Origin of the sequence: Actinomadura madurae (assembly GCF_900115095.1) — a bacterium.
In the GTDB taxonomy this organism is placed as follows: domain Bacteria; phylum Actinomycetota; class Actinomycetes; order Streptosporangiales; family Streptosporangiaceae; genus Spirillospora; species Spirillospora madurae.
In genome coordinates, this window is record NZ_FOVH01000026.1 from 1 (window position 1) to 20,921 (window position 20,921).

Annotated in this window: 20 protein-coding genes; 11 read left to right on the plus strand and 9 right to left on the minus strand. The window is 72.6% G+C overall.

Annotated features, from left to right (window positions below):
- On the plus strand, positions 1 to 455 hold a 455-nt coding region (locus BM339_RS43240; protein WP_276526558.1), incomplete at its 5' end, for an IclR family transcriptional regulator.
- A 37-nt stretch (positions 456 to 492) separates the two neighbouring features.
- Here the strand turns inward: BM339_RS43240 and BM339_RS43245 are convergent.
- The gene (locus BM339_RS43245) at positions 493 to 1,119 is read right to left on the minus strand and encodes a malonic semialdehyde reductase (protein WP_075024602.1); all 627 of its coding nucleotides are present in this window, start codon (positions 1,117 to 1,119) and stop codon (positions 493 to 495) included.
- A gap of 103 nt (positions 1,120 to 1,222) precedes the next feature.
- Entirely contained in the window at positions 1,223 to 2,254 is a 1,032-nt protein-coding gene (locus BM339_RS43250; protein ID WP_075024603.1) for a ketopantoate reductase family protein, read from the minus strand.
- 377 nt (positions 2,255 to 2,631) lie between these two features.
- On the opposite strand from BM339_RS43250, the gene BM339_RS43255 reads away from it, so the two are divergent.
- The 6 genes from BM339_RS43255 to BM339_RS43280 all read left to right on the plus strand — a co-directional run bounded on the left by BM339_RS43255 (position 2,632) and on the right by BM339_RS43280 (position 8,698).
- The gene (locus tag BM339_RS43255) at positions 2,632 to 4,134 is read left to right on the plus strand and encodes an aldehyde dehydrogenase family protein (RefSeq protein ID WP_218163913.1); all 1,503 of its coding nucleotides are present in this window, start codon (positions 2,632 to 2,634) and stop codon (positions 4,132 to 4,134) included.
- Between the two features lie 55 nt (positions 4,135 to 4,189).
- Positions 4,190 to 4,693: a nuclear transport factor 2 family protein gene (locus BM339_RS43260; RefSeq protein ID WP_021596349.1), complete on the plus strand. Its 504-nt coding sequence runs from the start codon at positions 4,190 to 4,192 to the stop codon at positions 4,691 to 4,693.
- 49 nt (positions 4,694 to 4,742) lie between these two features.
- Complete coding sequence (locus BM339_RS43265; RefSeq protein ID WP_075024604.1) at positions 4,743 to 5,591, plus strand: fumarylacetoacetate hydrolase family protein; 849 nt, start codon at positions 4,743 to 4,745, stop codon at positions 5,589 to 5,591.
- A gap of 15 nt (positions 5,592 to 5,606) precedes the next feature.
- On the plus strand, positions 5,607 to 7,028 hold the full coding sequence (locus tag BM339_RS43270; RefSeq protein WP_021596351.1) for an amidohydrolase family protein: 1,422 nt from the start codon (positions 5,607 to 5,609) through the stop codon (positions 7,026 to 7,028).
- Between the two features lie 75 nt (positions 7,029 to 7,103).
- The gene (locus BM339_RS43275; RefSeq protein ID WP_021596352.1) at positions 7,104 to 7,628 is read left to right on the plus strand and encodes a cupin domain-containing protein; all 525 of its coding nucleotides are present in this window, start codon (positions 7,104 to 7,106) and stop codon (positions 7,626 to 7,628) included.
- A complete protein-coding gene (locus BM339_RS43280) occupies positions 7,625 to 8,698 on the plus strand; it encodes a zinc-dependent alcohol dehydrogenase (RefSeq protein WP_075024605.1) in 1,074 nt (357 codons plus the stop codon). Before BM339_RS43275 ends, BM339_RS43280 begins: the two co-directional genes overlap by 4 nt.
- Positions 8,699 to 8,763: 65 nt before the next feature.
- Here BM339_RS43280 and BM339_RS43285 read toward each other — a convergent pair whose 3' ends face one another.
- On the minus strand, positions 8,764 to 9,507 hold the full coding sequence (locus BM339_RS43285; protein ID WP_075024660.1) for an IclR family transcriptional regulator: 744 nt from the start codon (positions 9,505 to 9,507) through the stop codon (positions 8,764 to 8,766).
- Between the two features lie 208 nt (positions 9,508 to 9,715).
- Here BM339_RS43285 and BM339_RS43290 point away from each other — a divergent pair, with 208 nt between their 5' ends.
- Both BM339_RS43290 and BM339_RS43295 read left to right on the plus strand, forming a co-directional pair.
- A complete protein-coding gene (locus BM339_RS43290; protein WP_075024606.1) occupies positions 9,716 to 10,954 on the plus strand; it encodes a CaiB/BaiF CoA transferase family protein in 1,239 nt (412 codons plus the stop codon).
- The gene (locus BM339_RS43295; RefSeq protein ID WP_083598504.1) at positions 10,951 to 11,838 is read left to right on the plus strand and encodes an enoyl-CoA hydratase-related protein; all 888 of its coding nucleotides are present in this window, start codon (positions 10,951 to 10,953) and stop codon (positions 11,836 to 11,838) included. Before BM339_RS43290 ends, BM339_RS43295 begins: the two co-directional genes overlap by 4 nt.
- Before the next feature lie 135 nt (positions 11,839 to 11,973).
- On the opposite strand, the gene BM339_RS43300 is transcribed toward BM339_RS43295, so the two are convergent.
- Complete coding sequence (locus BM339_RS43300; protein WP_075024607.1) at positions 11,974 to 12,615, minus strand: TetR/AcrR family transcriptional regulator; 642 nt, start codon at positions 12,613 to 12,615, stop codon at positions 11,974 to 11,976.
- A gap of 82 nt (positions 12,616 to 12,697) precedes the next feature.
- On the opposite strand from BM339_RS43300, the gene BM339_RS43305 reads away from it, so the two are divergent.
- Complete coding sequence (locus BM339_RS43305) at positions 12,698 to 13,453, plus strand: SDR family NAD(P)-dependent oxidoreductase (protein WP_024935184.1); 756 nt, start codon at positions 12,698 to 12,700, stop codon at positions 13,451 to 13,453.
- A 29-nt stretch (positions 13,454 to 13,482) separates the two neighbouring features.
- Here BM339_RS43305 and BM339_RS43310 read toward each other — a convergent pair whose 3' ends face one another.
- From BM339_RS43310 to BM339_RS43330, 5 genes are all read right to left on the minus strand, one after another.
- Positions 13,483 to 14,853 carry an amidohydrolase family protein gene (locus BM339_RS43310; protein ID WP_075024608.1) on the minus strand — a complete coding sequence of 457 codons (1,371 nt, stop codon included), beginning with the start codon at positions 14,851 to 14,853 and terminating at the stop codon, positions 13,483 to 13,485.
- Positions 14,850 to 16,364 carry a tripartite tricarboxylate transporter permease gene (locus BM339_RS43315; protein WP_075024609.1) on the minus strand — a complete coding sequence of 505 codons (1,515 nt, stop codon included), beginning with the start codon at positions 16,362 to 16,364 and terminating at the stop codon, positions 14,850 to 14,852. The genes BM339_RS43310 and BM339_RS43315 overlap by 4 nt, the downstream gene beginning before the upstream one ends.
- Positions 16,365 to 16,376: 12 nt before the next feature.
- Positions 16,377 to 16,832, minus strand: a complete 456-nt coding sequence (locus BM339_RS43320; protein ID WP_021596361.1) for a tripartite tricarboxylate transporter TctB family protein — start codon at positions 16,830 to 16,832, stop codon at positions 16,377 to 16,379.
- A 13-nt stretch (positions 16,833 to 16,845) separates the two neighbouring features.
- Complete coding sequence (locus BM339_RS43325) at positions 16,846 to 17,826, minus strand: tripartite tricarboxylate transporter substrate binding protein (protein ID WP_075024610.1); 981 nt, start codon at positions 17,824 to 17,826, stop codon at positions 16,846 to 16,848.
- 379 nt (positions 17,827 to 18,205) lie between these two features.
- Positions 18,206 to 18,985, minus strand: a complete 780-nt coding sequence (locus BM339_RS43330) for an IclR family transcriptional regulator (RefSeq protein ID WP_021596363.1) — start codon at positions 18,983 to 18,985, stop codon at positions 18,206 to 18,208.
- A 155-nt stretch (positions 18,986 to 19,140) separates the two neighbouring features.
- On the opposite strand from BM339_RS43330, the gene BM339_RS43335 reads away from it, so the two are divergent.
- Entirely contained in the window at positions 19,141 to 20,862 is a 1,722-nt protein-coding gene (locus BM339_RS43335; protein ID WP_075024611.1) for a thiamine pyrophosphate-binding protein, read from the plus strand.
- The last annotated feature ends 59 nt before the right edge of the window (positions 20,863 to 20,921 follow it).

Sequence of the window (20,921 nt, forward strand, 5' to 3'; positions counted from 1 at the left end):
TGGAGGGGCACGAGGCGGTGATCATCGAGCGGTTCTCCGCGCCGCACGCGCTGGGGCTGGTGTCGCAGGTCGGGGGGCGCCTGCCGCTGCACTGCTCGGGCGTGGGCAAGGTGCTGCTCGCCCACGGCGGCCCGGAGCTGATCGACAAGGTCCTGAGCGGTGGGCTGCGCCGCTACACGCCGCAAACCGTGGTGGATCCCGCGGAGCTGCGGGCCCAGCTCGCGGCGTGCCGCCGGACCGGAACCGCCGTCGTCCGCGGTGAGCTGACCGAGGGGGCCGACTCGGTGGCCACCCGGATCGTCAACGGCCAAGGCCACGTCGTCGCGGCCCTGTCGGTGGTGTTGCGGACGGGCTCGGTCACGCACCAGGCCGCGCTCCCGTCGCTGGTGGCCGGCGGCCTGGGCATCTCACGGCTGCTCGGCCGGCGGCCCGGCACCCGGCTCCGCGAGGCCTGAACCAGGCCGGTTCAGGCCGCGGCAGGGGTGTCCTCGGTCAGATCCAGCGCAGTACGTCGTCGGCGTCGAGGCGAAGCTGCCGGGTCGTGTAGGACCGGGGGTCCGGATGCCCGATGTTGACGACGAGCTGGGATTTCAGGTGCCCGTCCGGGAAGAAGTCGTCGTCCAGGCTCTCCGCGTCGAACCCGCTCATCGGGCCCGCGCCCAGTCCCGTGGCCCGCACCGCGAGCAGGAAGTAGGCCGCCTGGAGTGCGCCGTTGTACTCGCCCGTGAGCCGGTGGAGCCGCTCGTTGGAGTCGTACATCTCGCGGAGGCCGGGTTTGTCGGGGGCCGTCTCCGTGCACCGGTCGTGGAAGCGGGTGTCCCATGCCAGCACGGCCGTGACCGGGGCGGCCTCCACCTTCGCGCGGTTCGGGGCCCACATGTGGGTCACGAGCCGCTTCCGCGCCGCGGCGGACCGGACGAACAGGATCCGCAGCGGCTGGCTGTTCATCGACGTCGGAGGCCACCGGGCGAGGTCCCAGACGCGGCGGAGCTCCTCCTCCGTGACGGGCCGGGGCAGGAACGCCTTCGGGGTGCGCGCGTCGTAGAAGAGGATCGACCTTCCCGCCGCTTCGAGGCTCGGCAGGATCGGCAGGGTCGCCTCGTCCTTCGTCTCCGTCATGATCTCTCCCGGTTCGGTCGAAGCAGGGTCGGCCTGGTCCGTATTATGGATCGTCGGTCCAGATTTGGGAAGAGATGCGGAGTCGCCGGGCGGGCCCCGGCGGTCAGCGGCCGGCGAGTTCGAGGAGCAGGCCGAGGTTCTCCACGCGCGGCTCGATCTCGCCCCGCTCGATACGGTGCGCCACCTCGACGACCGCCTCGTTGGCGGGCGCCCGGCTCCCGAGGTCTCGGTGGGTCGAGGCGACCAGCCCGTTGACGTCGTCGACCTCGCTGCGCCGGCCCTTGATCCAGTCCTGCAGGACGGTGGTCTTCCCGCCGGCGACGACGAAGGCCCGCAGCAGCGTGTCGAGCAGGTTCGCCACCTGGGCCTCGGGACGGCCGAGGGCCTCCTCGGACATGCCGAAGATCGGGAGCACCGGGTTCCCGAGACCGACGGTGGCGTCGAGGGCCTCCTGGCCGGAGGCGATCATGAACGAGCGCATCTCGGGGATCGCCGCCGCGTCCGCCAGCGGCAGGCCGAGCAGGGCCGTGGTGACCAGGGCCGTCGCGTTGCTCACCAGCTTCATCCACTTCGCCGCGCGGATGTCGGCGAAGACCTCCACGGCGCCGGAGTGCCGCAACAGCGCGGCGATCTCCTCCTCCCGCCCCTTGGTCTCGGGGCTGAGGCTCCCCACGGCGAACCAGGAGCGCTCCCTCGGCGAGTACCGGTCGACGACGCCCGGTTCGAACATGCTCGACGTGACCTCGATGACGCAGCCCACCGTCCGCGCCAGGCCGACGACCTCGGCGATCGTGTCCACCGTCATGCCGTTCTGCACGCCGACGAGCAGGCCGTCCGGCCGCAGGTAGGGCTCGACCAGCTGCGCGGCCCAGCGGGAGTCGTACGCCTTCATCGCCATGAGCACGTAGTCGAACCGCTCGCGCAGGGTGGCGACCTCGCACAGGTGCAGGGTGCGGACGGGCACCCGGCGCGCACGGTCCGCTTCCTTGATGAGCACGCCCCGCCTGCGCATCGCCTCGACATGTTCCGGCCACTGCTCGATCAGCACGACGTCGAGCCCGGCCTCGGTCAGGTCCGCGCCGATGGACGCGCCGTTCGCCCCCGCGCCGAGGACCGCGATCTTCTGGCTGGTCATGCCGCCGTCTCCCTCCGGATGGAACCGGCCGTCCCGGCCGGGCGCGACGTGAGGTCGGTCTCTCGCACGGGTATCTCCCTGGATCGGCGTCCGAACCCATCAGGGGTTCACAAAGCGGATCGATGGTTCGTCACCGTACCCCGTCCGATGTGGATTGTGGAGAGAGCCGGTGGCGCGCCGGCGGCCTCGCGGACGGGTCCCGGCATGTCATCGCAGGGGAGCCGGTGCCGGGTCGCGGCAGACTGTTGACGGCACGTCGGCGACGCACGTACCGTTTCGCTATGCGGTTCACTGGTTCATTCTGACGCGGTGAGCCGGGGCTGCCGGCGGAGACCGTCCCGGGGGACGAGGGCGGCCACGAACGTTCTGGAGGAGCCGTGGACGACACCGACATCGACGACACGCACGGCCGCGCCGCTCGCACGGGGGTGACGGGCGGCGGATCCCACCACCTGATGCTGATCGGCGGCGACTGGGTCGGCGGCGCGTCGGGGGAGTCGTTCGACGTGCTCGACCCCGCCACCGGCGGGTTCGTCGCGTCGGTGCCGCGCGGCGCCGCGGCCGACGTGGACGCCGCCGTCGCCGCCGCGCGCGCCGCGTTCGCCGGCTGGCGGCGCACGATCCCGGAACAGCGGTCCCGTGCCCTCGTCGCCGTCGCGGACGCGATCGAGGCCGAGGCGGAGGAGATCGCGACCACGGTCGCGCGGGAGACCGGCAACGCGCTGCGCACCCAGTCCCGCCCCGAGGTGGGCCTCGCGGCGTCGTTCGTCCGCTACTTCGCCGGCACGGCCGCGGAGCTCAAGGGGACGACCACCCCGGTCGGCGGCGACCTGCTCAACTACACCGTGCGCGAGCCGCTCGGGGTGGTGGCCGCGGTGATCCCGTGGAACACCCCGGTCGCGCTCGCGGCGCTGAAGATCTCCATGGCGCTGTGCACGGGGAACACGATCGTCCTCAAGACCGCCGAGGACGCCCCGCTCGCCGCGCTGCACGTGGCCGAGATCTTCCAGCGGCACGTCCCGGCGGGGGTCGTCAACGCGCTGACGGGCTTCGGCCCGGACTGCGGTGCGGCGCTGGCGAACCACGCGGGCGTGGACAAGCTGACCTTCACCGGCTCGACCGCGGTCGGCAAGGACGTCATGCGCGCCGCGGCGGAGCGCGTCACGCCCGTCTCGCTGGAACTCGGCGGCAAGAACCCCGCCATCGTCTTCCCCGACTCCGACACCCTCGACGTGGCCCGGGGCGTCATGGCGGGCATGCGGTTCGGGCGGCAGGGCCAGTCGTGCACCGCGGGGTCACGGCTGTTCCTCCACGAGGACGTCTTCGAGTCGTTCGTGCGGAAGCTGGTCGAGCTGGGCGGCGCGCTGCGGGTGGGCGACCCCTTCGACGCCTCCACCGACATGGGCTCGCTGATCAACGGCAGGCAGTACGAGCGGGTGCGGCGGTTCGTGATCGAGGCGGTCGGCGACGGCGCGACGCTGCGCCTCGGACGCGAACCCGAGGCCGCCGACGGTACCAAGGGCTACTTCATGTCCCCGGTCATCCTGACCGACGTCGACCCGTCGTGGAGGGTCGCCAGGGAAGAGGTCTTCGGGCCGGTCCTGGTGGTGATCCCGTGGCGCGAGTGGGACGACGTGGTCGCCATGGCCAATGACAGCCACTACGGCCTCGCCGCCTACGTGTGGTGCCGCGACACCGGCCTGGCGCTCAGGACGGCGCACGCGATCGACAGCGGATGGGTGCAGGTCAACCGTGGGCTCGGCCAGCTGGCGGGCATGACGTACGGCGGGTTCAAGCAGAGCGGGATCGGCGCCGAATGCTCCAGCGAGGCGGCGATCGCGGCCTACACCCGGAGCAAGACCGTGACCGTCGGACTCTGAGCGGTCATCGAAAAGCGGGTCGTCAAAGAACATTCATCAAAAGAAGGGATGAGCCATGCCCTCTGCGGAGACGACAGAACTCCCGGACAGCGCACTGACCCGGGAAGAGGTCATCGCGCGGAATCTCAAAGTGGTGGAGGCGCACTTCCACAACGAGACCCCGGAGACGATCGACAAGGCGCTGGAGCTCTACGGGCCCGGCATCGTCTGGGAGGCCCCGGCGCGCGGGATGATCTACACCGATCCGGCCGACGTCAAGGAGGCCTACCTGGGGATCTTCCGCACCGTCCGCTACCACAAGCTCACCACGCTGCGCCGGTTCGCCACCGAGAACATCGTGTTCGACGACCAGGTCGGCGAGGTCACCATCGTCGGCGAGGAGATGCCGAACCTGCCGTACCCCCCGGGGACGCGGCTGAACGCCCGGGTCGTGCACTGCTTCGAGATGACCGACGGCAAGATCACCCGCGAGATCGTCTACGAGCTGTTCCGCGAGTACGGCAGCGCCGTCGACAACGACTTCATTCCGGCGGACGCCCAGGTGCAGGTCTTTCCGTGAAAAGCACGGTCAGCGATATCCGGTAATCAAGAAACGAAGGGATTCCCGCGTGCGACTGATCGGCTACAAGAGCGACGGCGTCCGGCACATCGGCCGTCTGGACGGCGAGTCGGTGGAGCCGCTGGCCACCACGGCCGACTTCTACGCCAAGCCGGACGTGGCGCTGGGGCAGGCGGGCGGCACGGACCGCCTCCCCCTGGCGGAGTTGGACGTGGTGCCGTTCGTCCCGGAGACCGCACGGGTGTTCTGCGTGGGCATCAACTACCTCGCGCACGGCGACGAGGCCAAACGGACGGGCGGGATCGACCTGCCCGAGCACCCCATGATCTTCGGCCGCTGGGAGAGCACCCTGGTCGTCGACGGGGCCCCCGTCCCGGTCCCGCCCAACGAGCCGGGCCTGGACTGGGAGGTCGAGCTCGCGGCGGTCATCGCCCGCCCGGGCTTCGCCGTCGGCGCGGCCGGCGCGCTGGACCACGTCCTCGGGTACACCGCGTTCAACGACCTCAGCGCCCGGCGCAAGCAGACCGAGACGATGCAGTTCACCCTCGGCAAGAACGCCGACAGCAGCGGCCCCATCGGCCCGGTCCTCGTGACCGCGGACGAGCTGCCGGACCACCGCGACCTCCGCCTGCGGACCCGGGTGAACGGCGAGGTCGTCCAGGACGCCTCCACCGGCGACATGATCCACGGCCTGCCCGAGATCATCGCCTACATCAGCGACACCGTGTCGCTCCTGCCCGGCGACGTCATCACCACCGGCACCCCCTCCGGGGTCGGGGCGAGCATGGACCCGCCGCGCTTCCTCAACGACGGCGACGTCGTCGAGGTCGAGGTCGAGCACATCGGTGTGCTGCGCACCCCGATCATCGACCGCCGGGACCTCCAGGTCTTCCACTGACAGGGGAAACCAACCATGTTCACGCCATCTGATGCTCAGGGGCTGAAGGCGATCCGGGACCGCGGCGCCTCGACCCGCGGCATCCTGCTGCGGGGGGCGAGCATCGTCTCCATGGATCCCGGGATCGGCGACCTGCCGACCGGCGACCTGCTCGTCTCCGGTTCCACGATCGCGCAGATCGGCCCGGACCTGTCGGGCGCGGCGGGTCCGGACACCGTCGTGATCGACGCGAGCGGCCACATCCTGGCGCCGGGGTTCCAGGACGCCCACCGGCACTGCTGGCAGACCCAGTTCCGCCGCTGGCTGCCGGACGCCGACCTGGCCTACTACCTGGAGCTCATGCACTTCGGCATCGCGCCGGCCTACACGCCGCACGACGTCTACGCGGGCACCCGGCTGGCCGCGGCCGGCGCGCTCGACGCCGGCGTGACGACCGTGCTCGACTTCTTCCACAACCCGAGGACCCCGGCCCACTCGGACGCGGCCGTCCAGGCGTGGCGGGACTCGGGCGCGCGGGCGGTGATCGCCAACTGCCCGACCCTGGCGGGGGAGCGGGACGGCCGGTGGCTCGCGGACCTCACCCGGCTGCGCGCGAAGGAGCTGTCCTCCGACGACGCGCTGGTGACGCTGCGCATGGGCGTCGGCGCCAAGATCGCTCCGATGGTCACCGGCGAGCTGGCGCTCAGCGCGGACTCGCTGGAGTCGGCCCGCGACCTCGGCATCGGCGTGACGGTGGACGCCGTGTTCGGTCCGCTGGCGTCGGAGCACATCGCGGAGATCGCCGCCACCGGCCTGCTCGGCCCGGACGTCACCTGGATCCACTGCACCAGCCTGGACGGGGACGCCTGGCGGGTGCTGGCCGACGCCGGCTGCCCGGTCGTGATCGCCCCGACGTCGGACTCGCTGCTCGGCTGCGAGGCCGGTGTCGCGCCGGTCCTGGAGGCGCTGGAGCACGGGGTGGCGCCGGCGCTCAGCGTGGACGTCGAGTGCTCGCTGCCGTCGGACATGTTCAGCCAGATGCAGGCCGTCCTGAACGCCCAGCGCATGCTGTCGCAGCGCGATCGGTACGCGGGCGACGAGGGCGCGCCGCCGATGCTCACCGCGCGAGAGGTCCTCGGATACGCCACGGTGGCCGGGGCGAAGGCCAACGGGGTCGCGGCGCGCACCGGTTCGCTGACCCCCGGCAAGCAGGCCGACCTGCTGATCGTCGACGCCATGGCGGTGAACAACATGCCGCTCAACGACGCCGTCGGCACACTGGTGCTGGGCACCGACCCGCGCAACATCACCGGCGTGCTCGTGGCCGGCGAGCCCCGCAAGTGGGCGGGCCGGCTGCTGGACGTCGACCCGCGCGAGCTCGCGGCCTCCGTCCTGGAGTCCCGTGACGCCGTCCTGGAGCGTTCCGGGTGCGAGGTCCCCATCGCCGCCGGGCGCTGACGCCCGCCGCCGGGCGCTGACGCCCGCCGCCGGGCGCCGGCCCAGCGGCGCCTCCCTGCAAGGAAAGGTGAATCCATGCCCGACTCGCACGGCGACCCCGACGTCCCGCACGTGGCGTCGATCGACACCGGGACGAGCCTCAGCGTCGGGGCCGTCACCGTCGTCATCGGCGCCTCGGACTGGACGGACGGCTCGCTCAACGTGATGGACCAGATCGTGCCTCCCGGGCTGATCGTCGCGCCGCACTCCCACGAGAAGGAGCACCAGGCGACCTACGTCGTCCGGGGCACGCTCGGGTTCTGGGTCGACGGCGAGGAGTTCGAGATCGGCGCCGGCGGCTACATCCACCGTCCGGCCGGCAAGGTCCACACGCTGTGGAACGCCACCGACGAGCCGGCCCAGATGCTGGAGATCACTACTCCGGGCCGGGGGTTCGAGACCTACATGCGGGCCCTCAGCGACCTCAACGACTCGGGGGCCGCCGACATGGAGTCGGTGACGAGGCTCTGCGCGCGGCACGGGGTGCACATGGTCCCCGGGCTGCTGAAGGAGCTGTGCGCCAAGCACGGGGTCAGCCCCGCGGGGGGATTCTGGAAGTGAGCACGACGATGCGGGCGCTGCGGCTGCACGGCGCGCGGGACGCCCGGCTGGAGACCATCGCGCGGCCGTCCCCCGGCGCGGGGGAGGTGCTGCTGAAGGTCACCGGTGCGGGGATCTGCGGCACCGACGCGGCCCTGCACCGGGCCGGCCCGGTGATCATCCCGGGCCGGGAGCGGGCGCGATGGCCGGTCGTGCTGGGCCACGAGTTCGCCGGGCGCGTCGTGGCGACGGGGCCGGAGGTCACCGGGCTGCGCACCGGCGACCTCGTCGCAAGCGGCGCGGGGGCCGCCTGCGGCGGGTGCGCCCCGTGCCGGCGCGGCACGACCAACCTGTGCGAGGAGTACTGGACCGCCGGGGTCCACCGCGACGGCGGGCTCGCCGAGTACACGGTCGTGCCCGCGGCCGTCTGCGAGGAGACCGGCAGGTACGGCGTCCAGGGCGACACGGCCGCGCTGGCGCAGCCCATGGCGATCGCCCAGCACGCCGTCAGCAGGGGGCGGCCGCGTGCGGGCGAGTCGGCGCTGATCCTGGGGGCCGGCGGCATCGGGACGTTCGCCACGTGGGCGGCGCTCGCCGCCGGCGCCGGGGTCACCGTCTGCGACCGGGACGCGGGCCGGCTGGCCGTCGTGGGCGGCTTCGGCGAGGTCGAGACCGTGCACCACGACGGCGGGACGCTCGTCGAGCGCCTCGCCCCCGGCGGCCCCTGGGACGTCGTGTACGAGATGACCGGTGCGCCGGAACCGCTCGCGGCCGCGACGGCGCTGGTGCGGCCGGGCGGCCGGATCGTCGTGGCCGGGCTGCAGAAGGAACCGCCGCCGGTCGACGTGACCCGGCTGGCCGTCCAGGAGATCGACCTGCTGGGGTCGATGGCCCACGTCCGGCGGGTGGACCTTCCCCGCGCGCTCGAACTGCTCGGGAGCCGCGCCGCCGGCTGGGCCGACGTCGCCCCGCGCGTCCAGCCGCTGGACGCGGTCGAGGCCGCGCTCACGTCGATGGCCGAGAGGGGAGGGGGAAGCGTCAAGACGCTCGTCGATCCGTCGCTGGCCGAACCGCGCGCGTTCTCCGGCTAGGGGGCCCGAGAGCCCTGACCGGGATCACCGCCGGGATCACCGCCGGGAGCACCGGTGGGCGGGGATCACCAGGAGGCCAGTTCCCTGCTGACCGTCTCGGCGGCGGCCTTCACCTTCTCCCCGTAGAACTGGTAGATGTCCGGCCGGATCCGCGACACCGGTCCGGAGATGCTCATGGCCGCCACGGCCCGCTGCCCGTCCGGCCGGATCGCCCCGGCCACCGAGGCGATGCCGTCGGCCGCCTCCTCCTCCGCCACGGCGTAGCCGCACTCGCGGACGCGCTTGAGCTCCACGAGGAGCGCCTCGGGGTCGGTCTTGGTGTGGCGTGCGGGCGAGGAGAGGTTCTGCGCGAGGTACGTGCGGATCTCCTCCTCCGGCATGTGGGCGAGGATGACCTTGCCGGTGGACGAGGCGTGCAGCGGCAGCCGGGTGCCGATCGGCCGCACGGCCCGGACCGGGTGGGGGCTGTCGAGCCGCTCGACCAGGACGACGTCCTGGTCGTCCGGCACGGTGAGGTGGATGGTCTCCAGCGTGTCGGCGTGGAGGCGGGCGAGGCTGGGCAGCGCGGCGTCGCGAAGCCGCGCGTGGTCGCCCACCCGCTGCGCGACGATCCGGGCGCGGTCGCTGAGCACCCAGCGGGTGATGTCCTGACCGTCCTGCTTGATCCAGCCGACCTCGGCGAGGACGGCCAGGCTGCGCTGGGCCGTCGCCTTCGGGAGCCCCAGCCGCCGGGCCAGCTCGCTGAGGCCCACCGGCTGGTGGTCGGCGACCGCGTCCAGGACCTGGAAGGCGGTCTTGACACTGCGCATGTGCTCCTCCTGGTTCGCACTCCGGTCCAGCATGCCACTCATCGCCGGTGGGGCGCACACCGGTCCTGGACATGTTGTTCTGAACGGCTGTGCCCGTCATGGCGGGTGCGCCGGCCGCCGGTTGACGTGGGCGACCTCTCCTGCCTAGCGTACCGTATTACGGTCCACTGATCCGCTTTGAGAACCGAGGGTGATTGTGTCGAACCCATTGCGCGAAGGTGACCCGCCGCAGTCGAGCTTCCTCGCCGGCGTCCGCGTCCTGGAGATCACCGGCGCGCTCGCCGGCCCGTACTGCACGACGATCCTCGCCGACCTCGGCGCCGAGGTGATCAAGGTCGAGCCGGTCGCGGGGGACGGCATGCGCCGCCGCGTCGTCGGCCCGCGGCGCAGACCGATCCCGTTCGACCTCGTCCACCGGGGCAAGGGCAGCCTGGCCGTCGACATCAAGCGTCCCGAGGGGCAGGCGATCGTGCGCCGGCTCGCGGCCGGGAGCGACATCCTCGTCGAGAACTTCCGGGTGGGAGCGCTGGCCCTTCAGGGACTGGGCTACGACGACCTCAAGCACGACTGCCCGAACCTGGTCTACTGCTCGATCTCCGGCTTCGGCCAGTACGGCCCGATGCGCGACGCCAAGGGCATCGACCTGATCGCCCAGGCCTACGGCGGACTGATGAGCGTCACCGGGTCGGCGGACGGCGAGCTGGCCAAGGCCGGCTACCCCGTCTCCGACATCGGGACCGGGATGTGGGGAGCGATCGGGATCCTCGCCGCCCTGCAGCGGGTCCGCGGCGGAGGGGGCGGCGCCCACATCGACGTCTCGCTGGCCGACGCCGTGGCCTCCTGGTCCGTCTGGGAGGTCGCCGACTACCTCGGGACGTCCGTCCCGCCCGGCCCTCTCGGCACCGCGCACCGGCTTGCCGCGCCGTACCAGGCGTTCGCCTGCGGCGACGGACGGACCCTGGTCATCGGCGCGGTGGACCGCGCGTGGCCGGAGCTCTGCCGCGTCCTCGACCTCGACCTCGTCTCGGATCCGCGGTTCGCCACCGAGTACGAGCGGTTCGTCCACCGCGAGGAGCTCGCCCGGCTCCTCCAGGTGCGGTTCGGCTCCGCCCCCCGCGACGTGTGGATGGACCGCCTGCGCGACGCCGGCGTGCCGTGCGGACCCGTCAACACGATCGACGCCCTGATCGACGACCCGCACTACGCCGCCCGGGAGATGTTCCCGCACGACGAGGAACGCTTCGGCCACCCCACCATCGTGAACACGCCGATCGTGTCCGACGGGGCGCCCCGCGCGACCCGCCGCGCGCCGGCGCTCGGCGCGGACACGACCCGGCTGCTGCGCGAGCTCGGCTACGAGCAGCACCGGATCGAGCGGCTCGCCGCCGACGGGGTCCTCGGGCTCGCCCCGGCGGAGCCGAGCATCGCCGGGAAGGCCGCGGGATGACCGCCGCGCCGCGGAGCGGGGACCGCGCCGGCGAGCCGGGCGCGCCGGGCGGTGCCGCCGGCCGTCGGGACGGTCCCGCCGGTCGTCAGGACGGTGCCGCCGGTCGTCAGGACGGTGCCGAGGAGGCCCGGATCCAGGTCGATGTGTCCGGCGGCCTCGCCCGCCTCGTCTTCGCCAACCCGCGCAGGCGCAACGCGCTGACGTCGCGGATGATGCTCGACGCCGCCGCCGCGCTGGACCGTCTCGCCGCCGACCTCGACGTCCGGGTGCTCATCGTGTCCGGGCACGGCGCCACGTTCAGCGCGGGCGCCGACCTCAGAGGGATGCCGGGCGGCGGAGGGGACGCACCGGACGCCGCCGCGGAGCTGTTCCGCGGCCTGGACGGATTCGACCGTCCGGTCATCGCCATGATCCGCGGCCACTGCCTCGGCGCGGGGGCCGCCGTCGCCCTGCACGCCGACGTCCGCATCGCCGCACCCGACAGCGTGTTCGGCATCCCGGCGGCGCGGGTCGGCATCGGGTACCCCATGCCCGAGGTCAAGGCCCTGGTCGCCGCGGTGGGCCCGTCGGCCGCCGCCGATCTCCTGTACACCGCACGGCGCGTCGACGGGGCCGAAGCGCACCGGATGGGCCTCGTGACGCGCCTCGCCGCCGACGGCGACCTCGATGCCGTCACGGCCTCCGTCGCCGAGTCCATCGCGGCGAACGCGCCGCTCTCCGTCCGTGCGGCCAAGGCGGCCATCGCCGCCGTGACCAGCCCCGATCGGCCGGCGCACCGGTGCCGGGCCGAGCGCCTGCTCGACCTGTGCGCCGGCTCCGCCGACGCGAAGGAGGGCGCCCGCGCGATCTTGGAGAAACGCCCGCCGGTCTTCGTCGGCCGCTGAAGGCCGTGCCGGCCGCCGCGTTCGCCGGGAACGGGGCGGCCCGGACCCGCTCCCGTACCTGTTCCTCTGACGGGCACGCGGCGCGGTCCCACGTGGTCTTATGCGGGGGCGAGGGGCCTATGCGGGGGTCAGGGCCTATGCGGGGGCCAGGTAGGCGCGGATGTGGCTCAGGGCGGCGTTCATCGACGCCCGGAGCGGCGCGGCGTTGCCCAACGTCTGGCTGAGGATGTTGCCGCCTTGCAGGGCCGTGAGCAGGGAGAGGGAGAGCTCGTCGAGGTCGGCGTCCGCGCGGAGCTCTCCTCGTTCCTTCATGGCGGCGAGCCCTTCGTGAAGCAGCCCCTGCCATCGCAGGAATCCCTTGCTGAGGTCGTCCAGCGTCCCCTGGTCGGTGGCGCTCAGCTCCCCGGCGAGCGACCCGAGCGTGCATTCTCCGCGGCCGCCGTTCTGCTCCTGGCGCTCGATGGCCGCGTCCGCCCAGGCCCGCAGGGCCTCGAAGCTGTCGAGCGATCCCATGATCGGCTGGCCGGGCACCGGCGGCGCGTCGGCCTGGCGGGTGATGACCGCCCGGACGAGGGCCCGCTTGCTGTCGAAGTAGTGGTACAGCTGCGAGCCGCTGACCCCGGCGGCCCGGCGGACGTCCTCGGTGGCCGTGCCGGCGACCCCGTGCTGGGCGATGAGGTCCGTCGCCGCCTGCAGGATGCGGTCCCGGGTCGCCCGTCCCTTGCGGGTCAGCCGGTGGGGCTTGGCCGTGCTCCCGGTCGCCGTGCTCTCAGTCACGGGCCCCAGGATACCGAACTGGATTGAATCACCCAAAAATCGTGGTACAAATTGGGTGGTTCAACCCAGAAAGGGGTCTCCGATGTCCACCAGCACTGAACTTGCGGGCCGTACCGCCCTCGTGACCGGCGCGACCGCCGGGATCGGCCGCTCCGTGGCCGTCCAGCTCGCCGAGCGCGGCGCCGCGGTCGTCGTCCACGGCCGCGATGCCCGGCGGGGAGCCGAGGTGGTGGCCGAGATCACCGGGCGGGGCGGCACAGCGCGCTTCGTGTCCGCCGACCTCGCCGACCCCGGCGAGGTCGCCAAGCTGGCCGCGGAGGCGGGCGAGGTGGACATCCTGGTCAACAACGCCGGCGTCTACGAGTTCACCAGCACGCCCGGCACGAGCGCGGCCGCCTTCGACCGCCACGTCGCCATCAACACCCGCGCCCCGTTCCTCCTGGTCGGGGCCCTGGCGCCCGCGATGGCCAAGCGCGGGTACGGCCAGATCGTCAACGTCACCTCGACCGCGGGCACCGCGGTCGCCCCGGTCGGCACCGCCTACGGCGCGTCGAAGGCGGCGACCGAGCTGCTGACCCGCTCCTGGGCCACCGAGTTCGGTGCCGGCGGGGTCCGGGTCAACGGCGTCTCGCCCGGCCCGACGCGCACCGACGGCACCGAGCAGATGCTCGGCGAGAACATCGACGCGCTCGGTGCGCGCACCAACGTCCGCGGCCGCATCGGGGAGCCCGAGGAGGTCGCCAACGTCGTCCTGTTCCTGATCGACGACCGCAGCAGCTACATCAACGGGACCGTCGTCGCCGTCCACGGCGGCGAGCTGAGCACGCTCCCCGGCTGAGAGCGGGCGGCCTGACCGGACCCGCCGCGTCATCCGATGCTCTCCAGCAGGCGGCGCACGGAGGCGCGGGCGTGCCGCACGGCGTCGGCCGCGTCGAACCGCGTGGGCCGGCCGTCCTCGAAGACGACCGCGCCGTCGACGATCACGGTGCGGACCGATCCGCACGCGCCGAGGACGCCCGTCTCCAGTGCGGCGTCGGCCCCCAGGGCCTCGGAGGCGGCCGGCCACCGCAGGACGAGGTCGGCGCGGTGGCCGGGCCGGATCTCGCCGAGGCCGCGGGCGCCGACCGTGCGGGCCGCGCCGGCGCCTCGCATCCGGAGCACCTCGGCGGGCCGGACGGCGTCGCCCGCCATGGTCGACGCCGAGACCGCCAGGGTCCCGAGCGCGTCGAGGCCGCCGGCGCGCGCGATGTCGCTGCCGATGCCGACCGGGGTCCCGCGGCGCCACAGTTCGGGCATCCGCGGCTCGGCGTCCGGCCGGGAGAGCGCCTGCATCTGCCCGTACGGGCACCACACGAGCGATGCCCCCGCGCGGACCAGCAGGTCGGCGTCCGCGGCGGTGACCCGGTTCATATGGACGAACGAGGTGTGCTCGCCGAGCAGGCCGGCGTCGGCGAGCCGCTGGACGGGAGTGCGTCCGTACCGCTTATCCTCCGCGATGTACCGCGACTGCGTGTACCCGAGATGCTCCTGGACGGTGACGCCGTTGTCCCGGGCGACCTCTGCGGCGTACCGGTACAGCTCGGGGGAGTCGCTCGCCTCCCCGTACAGCCCGACGAAGCCCTGGACGAGCCCGTCCTCCCGGTTCCGGAAGAGCTGGCCGCCCACGCGGGCCATGGCCTCGTCGGTGGTGCGCGGCCATCTCCGGAGGAAGCCCCCGCCGAACAGCTCGGGGTGGGACGCGGCGAGGTCGTGGCCCCGGTCGGCGACGTAGGGGTCGGTCAGCCAGGCCCGGACGCCGGCCTGCGACGCCGTCTCGGCGACGGCGTCCGGCTCGTAGACGGTTCCCGGGTCGACGAAGCCGGTATGGCCGGAGCGGAGCAGGTCGAGAACGGCCAGGCGGGCGCTGGCCACCTCGTCGGCGGTGGTGATCCGCGCCTTCCAGTGGCCCATCGTCTTCCCGGCGCGTTCGAGTGCGGGAAGGGCCGAGCGGGCGGCGTACTGGTTGATGTGCATGTGCGCGTCGACGAAGCCCGGATGCAGGACGGCCCCGTCGGCGCGGATCGCGCGGCCCGCCCGGTACCGGGCGGCGATCGTGCCGTCGGGACCGAGGTCGGCGATGCGGCCGTCCTGGACCGCGACGCTGCCGGGCAGCACCGTGCCGGCCTCGTCGGCCGTCACGATGAGCGCGCCGGTGATGACGAGGTCGCACTCGTCCGCACCATCTGCCTGGGAGGTCATCGGTTCTTCTCCGAGAGGGTCGGCTCTGGGTCTCCGCGCTTCTCCGACCCCCGCCGCAGCCCGCCGATCAGGGGGCTGACCAGCAGCGCGAGCGTGACGAGGAGGATGACGGCCGAGACCGGGCGGGTCGCGAAGATGGCGAAGTCGCCGTTGGAGATGAGCAGCGACTGGCGGAACGAGCGCTCCAGGATGGCGCCGAGGGCCAGCGCGAGCACCAGCGGCCCCGGGTCGAAGCCGGCCTTGCGCATCAGGTAGCCGATGATCCCGCAGACGAGCGCCACCCACACGTCGAAGGTGCTGCTGTTGATCGTGTAGACGCCGAGCATGATCACCGTGACGGTCAGCGGGGCGAGCAGCGTGAACCGCAGCCGGAGCAGCCGGATGAACATCCCGACGAGCGGCACGTTCAGCACCAGCAGCATGAGGTTGCCGACGTACATCGAGGCGATCACCCCCCAGAAGACCTGCGGGTGGTCGTTGATGAGCTGCGGCCCCGGCGTGACGTCCTGCATCAGCAGGGCCCCGAAGATCACCGCCATCACCACGTTGGACGGGAGGCCGAGCGTGAGGAGCGGGATGAACGCCGTGGTGGAGGAGGCGTTGTTGGCCGTCTCCGGCCCGGCGACGCCCTCGATGGCGCCGTGGCCGAACCGTCCCGGATCCTTGGCCCGGCGCTTCTCGACCGCGTAGGAGACCAGCGAGGAGATCACGCCCCCGCCGCCGGGGATGATGCCGATGAAGAAGCCGATCACCCCGCCGCGCAGCACCGAGCCGCGCGCCTGCCGCCAGTCGCGCCGGGACGGCCAGGCGCGGGAGACCGCGGGCAGCGCGGCCGGCGCCGCCGTCTGGTTCTCCAGGTTGTAGAGCATCTCGCCGATGCCGAACAGGCCCATGGCCACGGCGACCAGGTCGATCCCGTTGAGTATCTGGCTGAAGCCGAAGGTCAGGCGCGCCTCCCCGGTGATGGGGTCCTGCCCCACGGTGGCGATCAGCAGGCCGATCCCGACCATGACCAGGCTCTTGCTGAACGACCTCGTCCCGAGGAACGCGACCATCGCCATGCCGAGCACGGTCAGCGCCGCGTACTCGGGCGGCCCGATGGACAGCGCGGCCTTGGCGAGCAGGCCGGACACCAGCGTCAGGCCGACCACCGAGACCGTGCCGCCGAGGAACGAGCCGACCGCCGCGATGCCGAGCGCCGGCCCCGCCCTGCCCTGCCGCGCCATCTGGTAGCCGTCGAACGTGGTGACGATCGACGCGGCCTCGCCGGGCAGCCGCAGCAGCACGGAGGTGATCGTCCCGCCGTACATGGAGCCGTAGTAGATGCCGGCCAGCATGATGATCGCCGACTCGGGGCCCATCGCGAAGGTCAGCGGGAGGAGGAGGGACATCGTCGCGACCGGGCCGAGCCCCGGCAGGACGCCGATGACCATCCCGGCGAACACGCCGATGAAGACGAACAGCAGGTTCGTCGGCTGGAGTGCGACGGCCAGGCCGTCGAGAAGACCCATGCGCGGTGTTCCTCAGATTCCCCAGATGAGGTCCCGGGGCAGCGGGACGTTCAGGACCAGCGAGAACAGGCAGAAGAAGGCGGTCGAGGAGGCCGCGGACACGGCGAGCGTGAGCCGCCACGGCTCCTTGCCGAGCACCCGGATCCAGAACGCCAGCAGCAGGAACGCCGGTAGCGTGAACCCGGTGTGCGGGAAGAGCACCGCGTAGCCGACCATGCCCGCGGTGGCCGACGCGACGGCCCGCGTCCCGCCGGTGAACGGTTCGTGGTCCTCGGAGCCCGGACGCACCAGGAGGACCAGCGAGCCGAGGACGGTCAGGCAGCTCACGATGAGCGGCCACATGCCCGTTCCCGGGTCGTTCGGGGATCCGAACTCCACGGCCATGGAGCCGGCCATGCCGAGGGATCCCGCGGCGAGGGCCGCCAGGGCGGCGGCCCTCCGGCCGACGAACTGCAGTAGCTGCCGCATGCGGGCCTCCCCGTCAGCGCTTGAAGACCTGGCTGTAGGTCTGCTGGAGATCGCTGATCGTCTTGGCGAACGGTTCGGGCCCGACGAACTCCTTGGGCACGTAGTTCTCCCCGATCGTCTTGATCACTTCGGGATCCCGCAGGGTCTCCTGCAGCGCCGTCTGGAGCTTGCGCGTCACCGCGGCCGGCATGCCCTTCGGGCCGGCGAGGCCGTCGATGCTGACGCTGAGCGTGAGGTTGGTGTACCCGAGTTCCTTGAACGTGGGGACGTCGGGAAGGTAGGGCGCGCGCTCGGGCGAGGTGACCGCCAGCGCGCGGAGCTCGCCCGCGGAGATCCGCCGCAGCGTCTCCTTGCTGGCGTCGACGATCCCGGCGTCCACGTTCTTGCCGAGCAGCGCGGTCAGGGCGGGCGCCACGCCCTCGAACGGCACCGGTTTGATCGGCACCTTGTACTCGCGCTGCATGCGCTCGATCTCGATGTGCGCGGACACGGTCGCCCCCGCCGTCGCGATCTCGACGTCACCGGGCTCGGCACGCGCCGCGTCGAAGAGGTCCTTCGCGCTCTGGTACCGGGAGCCGGTCGGGACGACCACGACGTTCGGCCCGCGGTACGTGACGCCGATGGGCTGGAACTTGTCCATCGTGTACCCGACGTTCTGCCGGGTCGAGCTGATGACCGCGAAGGGCAGGCTCAGGTCGCACAGCGTGTAGCCGTCGGGCTCGCCGCGCAGGACCTCGTTGTAGGCGTTCCCGCCGCCGGCGCCGGGCTTGTTCTCCACCACGACCGGCTTGTCCAGTCGCTTCTCCATGCCCTTGGCGATGGTCCTGACCAGCAGGTCGGTGGTGCCGCCGGCGGCGAACGGCACGAGGATCCGCACCTCCTTGGACGGGTAGTCCGCTCCGTCCGACCCGGAGGACCCGGCCCCCACCAGGCCGCAGGCGGCAGAGGAGAGCACCGCGCAGAGGACGGCGGCCATCCGGCTGCGTTTCTTCATCACGCCTCCCGTGGTTCGCGCCGGGGCGTCCCCCCGGAGCGTCCATTCACCACATTGTGGTTACGCTAACCACGATGTGTGCGGACACTATGCGCGAGTCGGACGACGCCTGTCAATGGCCCGGCGCACCGGAAATGCGCGATGGCGTGCGGAGAAGCGCTGGTGACGGGAAGCCGGACGCGGCCACGACGGCATGCCGACGCCAGGGAGACGCGGCGAAGGTGAGGCGCGGCGAAGGTGAGGCGCGGCGAAGGTGAGGCGCGGCGACGGAGAGGCGCGGCGAAGGAGAGGCGGGACGTGTCCGCGCCGCCGGTCCGGCGACGTCGGTGGTGTCAGGGCGCGGGCGCCGGCGGGATCGGGGGTGGATGTCGGGGTGGGGTCAGGCGGGCCGGGGGTACGGGCCGCTGTAGGCCAGGCCGCGGCTGATGCTCTCGCCGGCGGCCATGACCGCGGCCGTCAGCTCCGGCAGGCGGTCGTCGGCCAGCCGGCCGACCACGCCGCTGACGCTGACACCGGCGATCGCGTGGTCGCCGTGCACGCCGAAGACGGGGGCCCCGACCGCGCCGGTCTCCGGCAGGAACTCGCCCCGGCTGACGCAGTAGCCGGCCTCGCGGATCTCCTGGAGCCTGTCCCGCAGCGCCGGCCGCCGGTCCGGCTCGAGCCGCGCCAGCACGGACTCCTGGAGCTCCGCGTCGCCGAACGCGAGCAGCGCGAGGCTGGATCCGCCCCGGTCGTAGGGGAGCCGGCCCCCCTCGTAGAGGGCCTGGCTGACCACGGGGTAGGAGCCGACGACCCGGATGAGGCAGACGGCCGCGTCGTCCCGCTGCACCACGAGGTTGGTCGAGTCGCCGGTCTTCGCCGACAGCTCGACCAGGACGGGGTGGGCGACGTCGCGGATGCTGAGCCGCTGCCGGGTCAGCGCGCCCAGTTCCAGGAGCGTCAGGCCCAGGCGGTAGCTGACGCGCGACGAGTCCTCGCGTTCCAGCAGCCCGTGGCGGACGAGGGTCTCGCAGATCCGCACGACGGTCGTCCGGCTCTCCCCGACGGTCTCGACCAGATCGGCCGGGGTGACCCGCTCGCGTTCCCGGAGTACCTGCAGGATCGCCGCGGCCTTGTCGAGAACCTTGATCGTCCCGATCTTCCCCGGATCCATCGACATCGCGGCACCTTTCACCACTGCGCACTGGCCCCTCCCGTCGATCACCACATCGTGGTCGGCGTGTTCATGAGGGTTGACCACACCCTACTCAGCTCCCTATGTTCAGATTAAGGTCATCGTAACCATGATGTGAATAACTCTTCCAGGAGCATGCCGTGCATGTAGGTGAGCGCCTCGCCGCGCTACTGGTCAACGCCGGGGTACGGCGCGTCTTCGGCGTCCCGGGCGGGCAGACGACGCCGCTCTACCACGGGATCGCCGGGCAGCATGGCGTGATCAGTCACACACTGATGCGGGACGAGCGCAGCGCCGCGTTCGCCGCCGACGCGTACGCGCGGATGTCCGGGAGGGTCGGCGTGTGCGACGCGACCGTGGGGCCCGGCGTCAGCAACCTGGTGTCCGGCCTCCTGGAGGCCTACACCAGCTCCGTCCCGATGCTGGCGATCATCGCCGACATCCCGCGGCACTGGGAGACCCGGCGCCGGTTCGGGTCCGCCTCCCAGGGCTTCGAGCAGCGCTCGTACCTCGAACCGTGCGTGAAGTACTACGGCCGGGTCGAGCTGCCCGAGAACCTCGACGGGCTGCTGGCCGCGGCGCTGCGGATCGCGACGTCGGGGCGGCCCGGCCCGGTCGTCCTGGAGATCCCCGACGACGTGTTCTCGGCGGACTACCCGGAGCCTCCGCACGGGTCTTCAGCCGTCACCCCGCTGAGCACCGTCTACCCGCAGTCGCGCACGAGCCCCGATCCCGCCGCGGTGGAGGGCGCCGTGGAACTGCTGCGCCACAGCCGCAAGCCGCTGCTGCTCGCCGGAGGCGGGGCGCTGAGCGCCGGAGCCGGCGACGAGGTCCGGCGGCTGGCCGAGCGCCTGGGAGCGCTCGTGGCCACGACGCTGAACGGCAAGGGCGTGCTCTCCGAGCACCATCCGCTGGCCGTCGGCCCCGCGGGGACCTTCGGGCTGCCGCTGGTGAACGAGCTGCTGGCCGAGGCCGACTGCGTGGTGTTCATCGGGACCAAGGCCGCCCAGAGCGCCACCTTGAACTGGACGCTGCCGCCGCCGGGGACACCGATCGTCCACCTCGACCTGGACGCGACGGAGATCGGGCGGAACTTCCCGCAGAGCCTCGGGCTGGAGTGCGACGCCAAGCTCGGCGCCCGGGCGCTCGCCGACGCCCTGCCGGAGCGCGGCCCCGGGGACTGGGACCTGGAACGGGTCCGCCGGCTGGCCGAGGAGTGGTGGCGGGGAACCCCCGGGGACGGCGTGGACGGGGACGGCGCCGTGAAGCCGCAGGCGGTGATGCGGACCCTCAGCGCGGTCATGGCCCCGGACGACGTCCTGGTCACCGACGCCAGCCTGTCCTCCGGCTGGGGCGCCGCGCACTGGCGCGCCCCCCGGGCCGGCCGGGCCTTCGTGGCCCCGCGCGGCCTGGCCGGGCTCGGCTGGGGCCTGCCGGCGGCGATCGGCAGCGCGCTGGCGCTCCGGGACGCCGGCTCCGCCGCCCGGGTGTACTGCGTCGCCGGGGACGGCGGGTGGGCCTACTCCCAGTCGGAGCTGGAGACGCTCGCCCGATTGCGCCTCCCGGTCGTGGCGACGGTGCTGAACAACTCGGTGCTCGCCTGGACGCGGCACTCGGCCGCGCAGCGGTACCCGGGCAGCGAGCCCATCTCGCAGGACTTCACGGACGTGGACTTCGCTGCCGCAGCCGTCGCCATGGGCACCCTCGCGCACCGGTGCACGACGCCGGACCAGTTCGCGGAGGCCGCGACGAAGGCCGCCGCCGACCACACCGGCGGCCCGGTCGTGCTCGAAGTCATCTCGTCCAAGACTGAGACCCCGGTCCTGAAACCCAAGGGCCGGCAGACCGCGACCGCGTACTGAGACCCCACGCCGGACATGCCGAGCCGCGAACACGCGAGCCGAGAACACGCGAGCCGAGA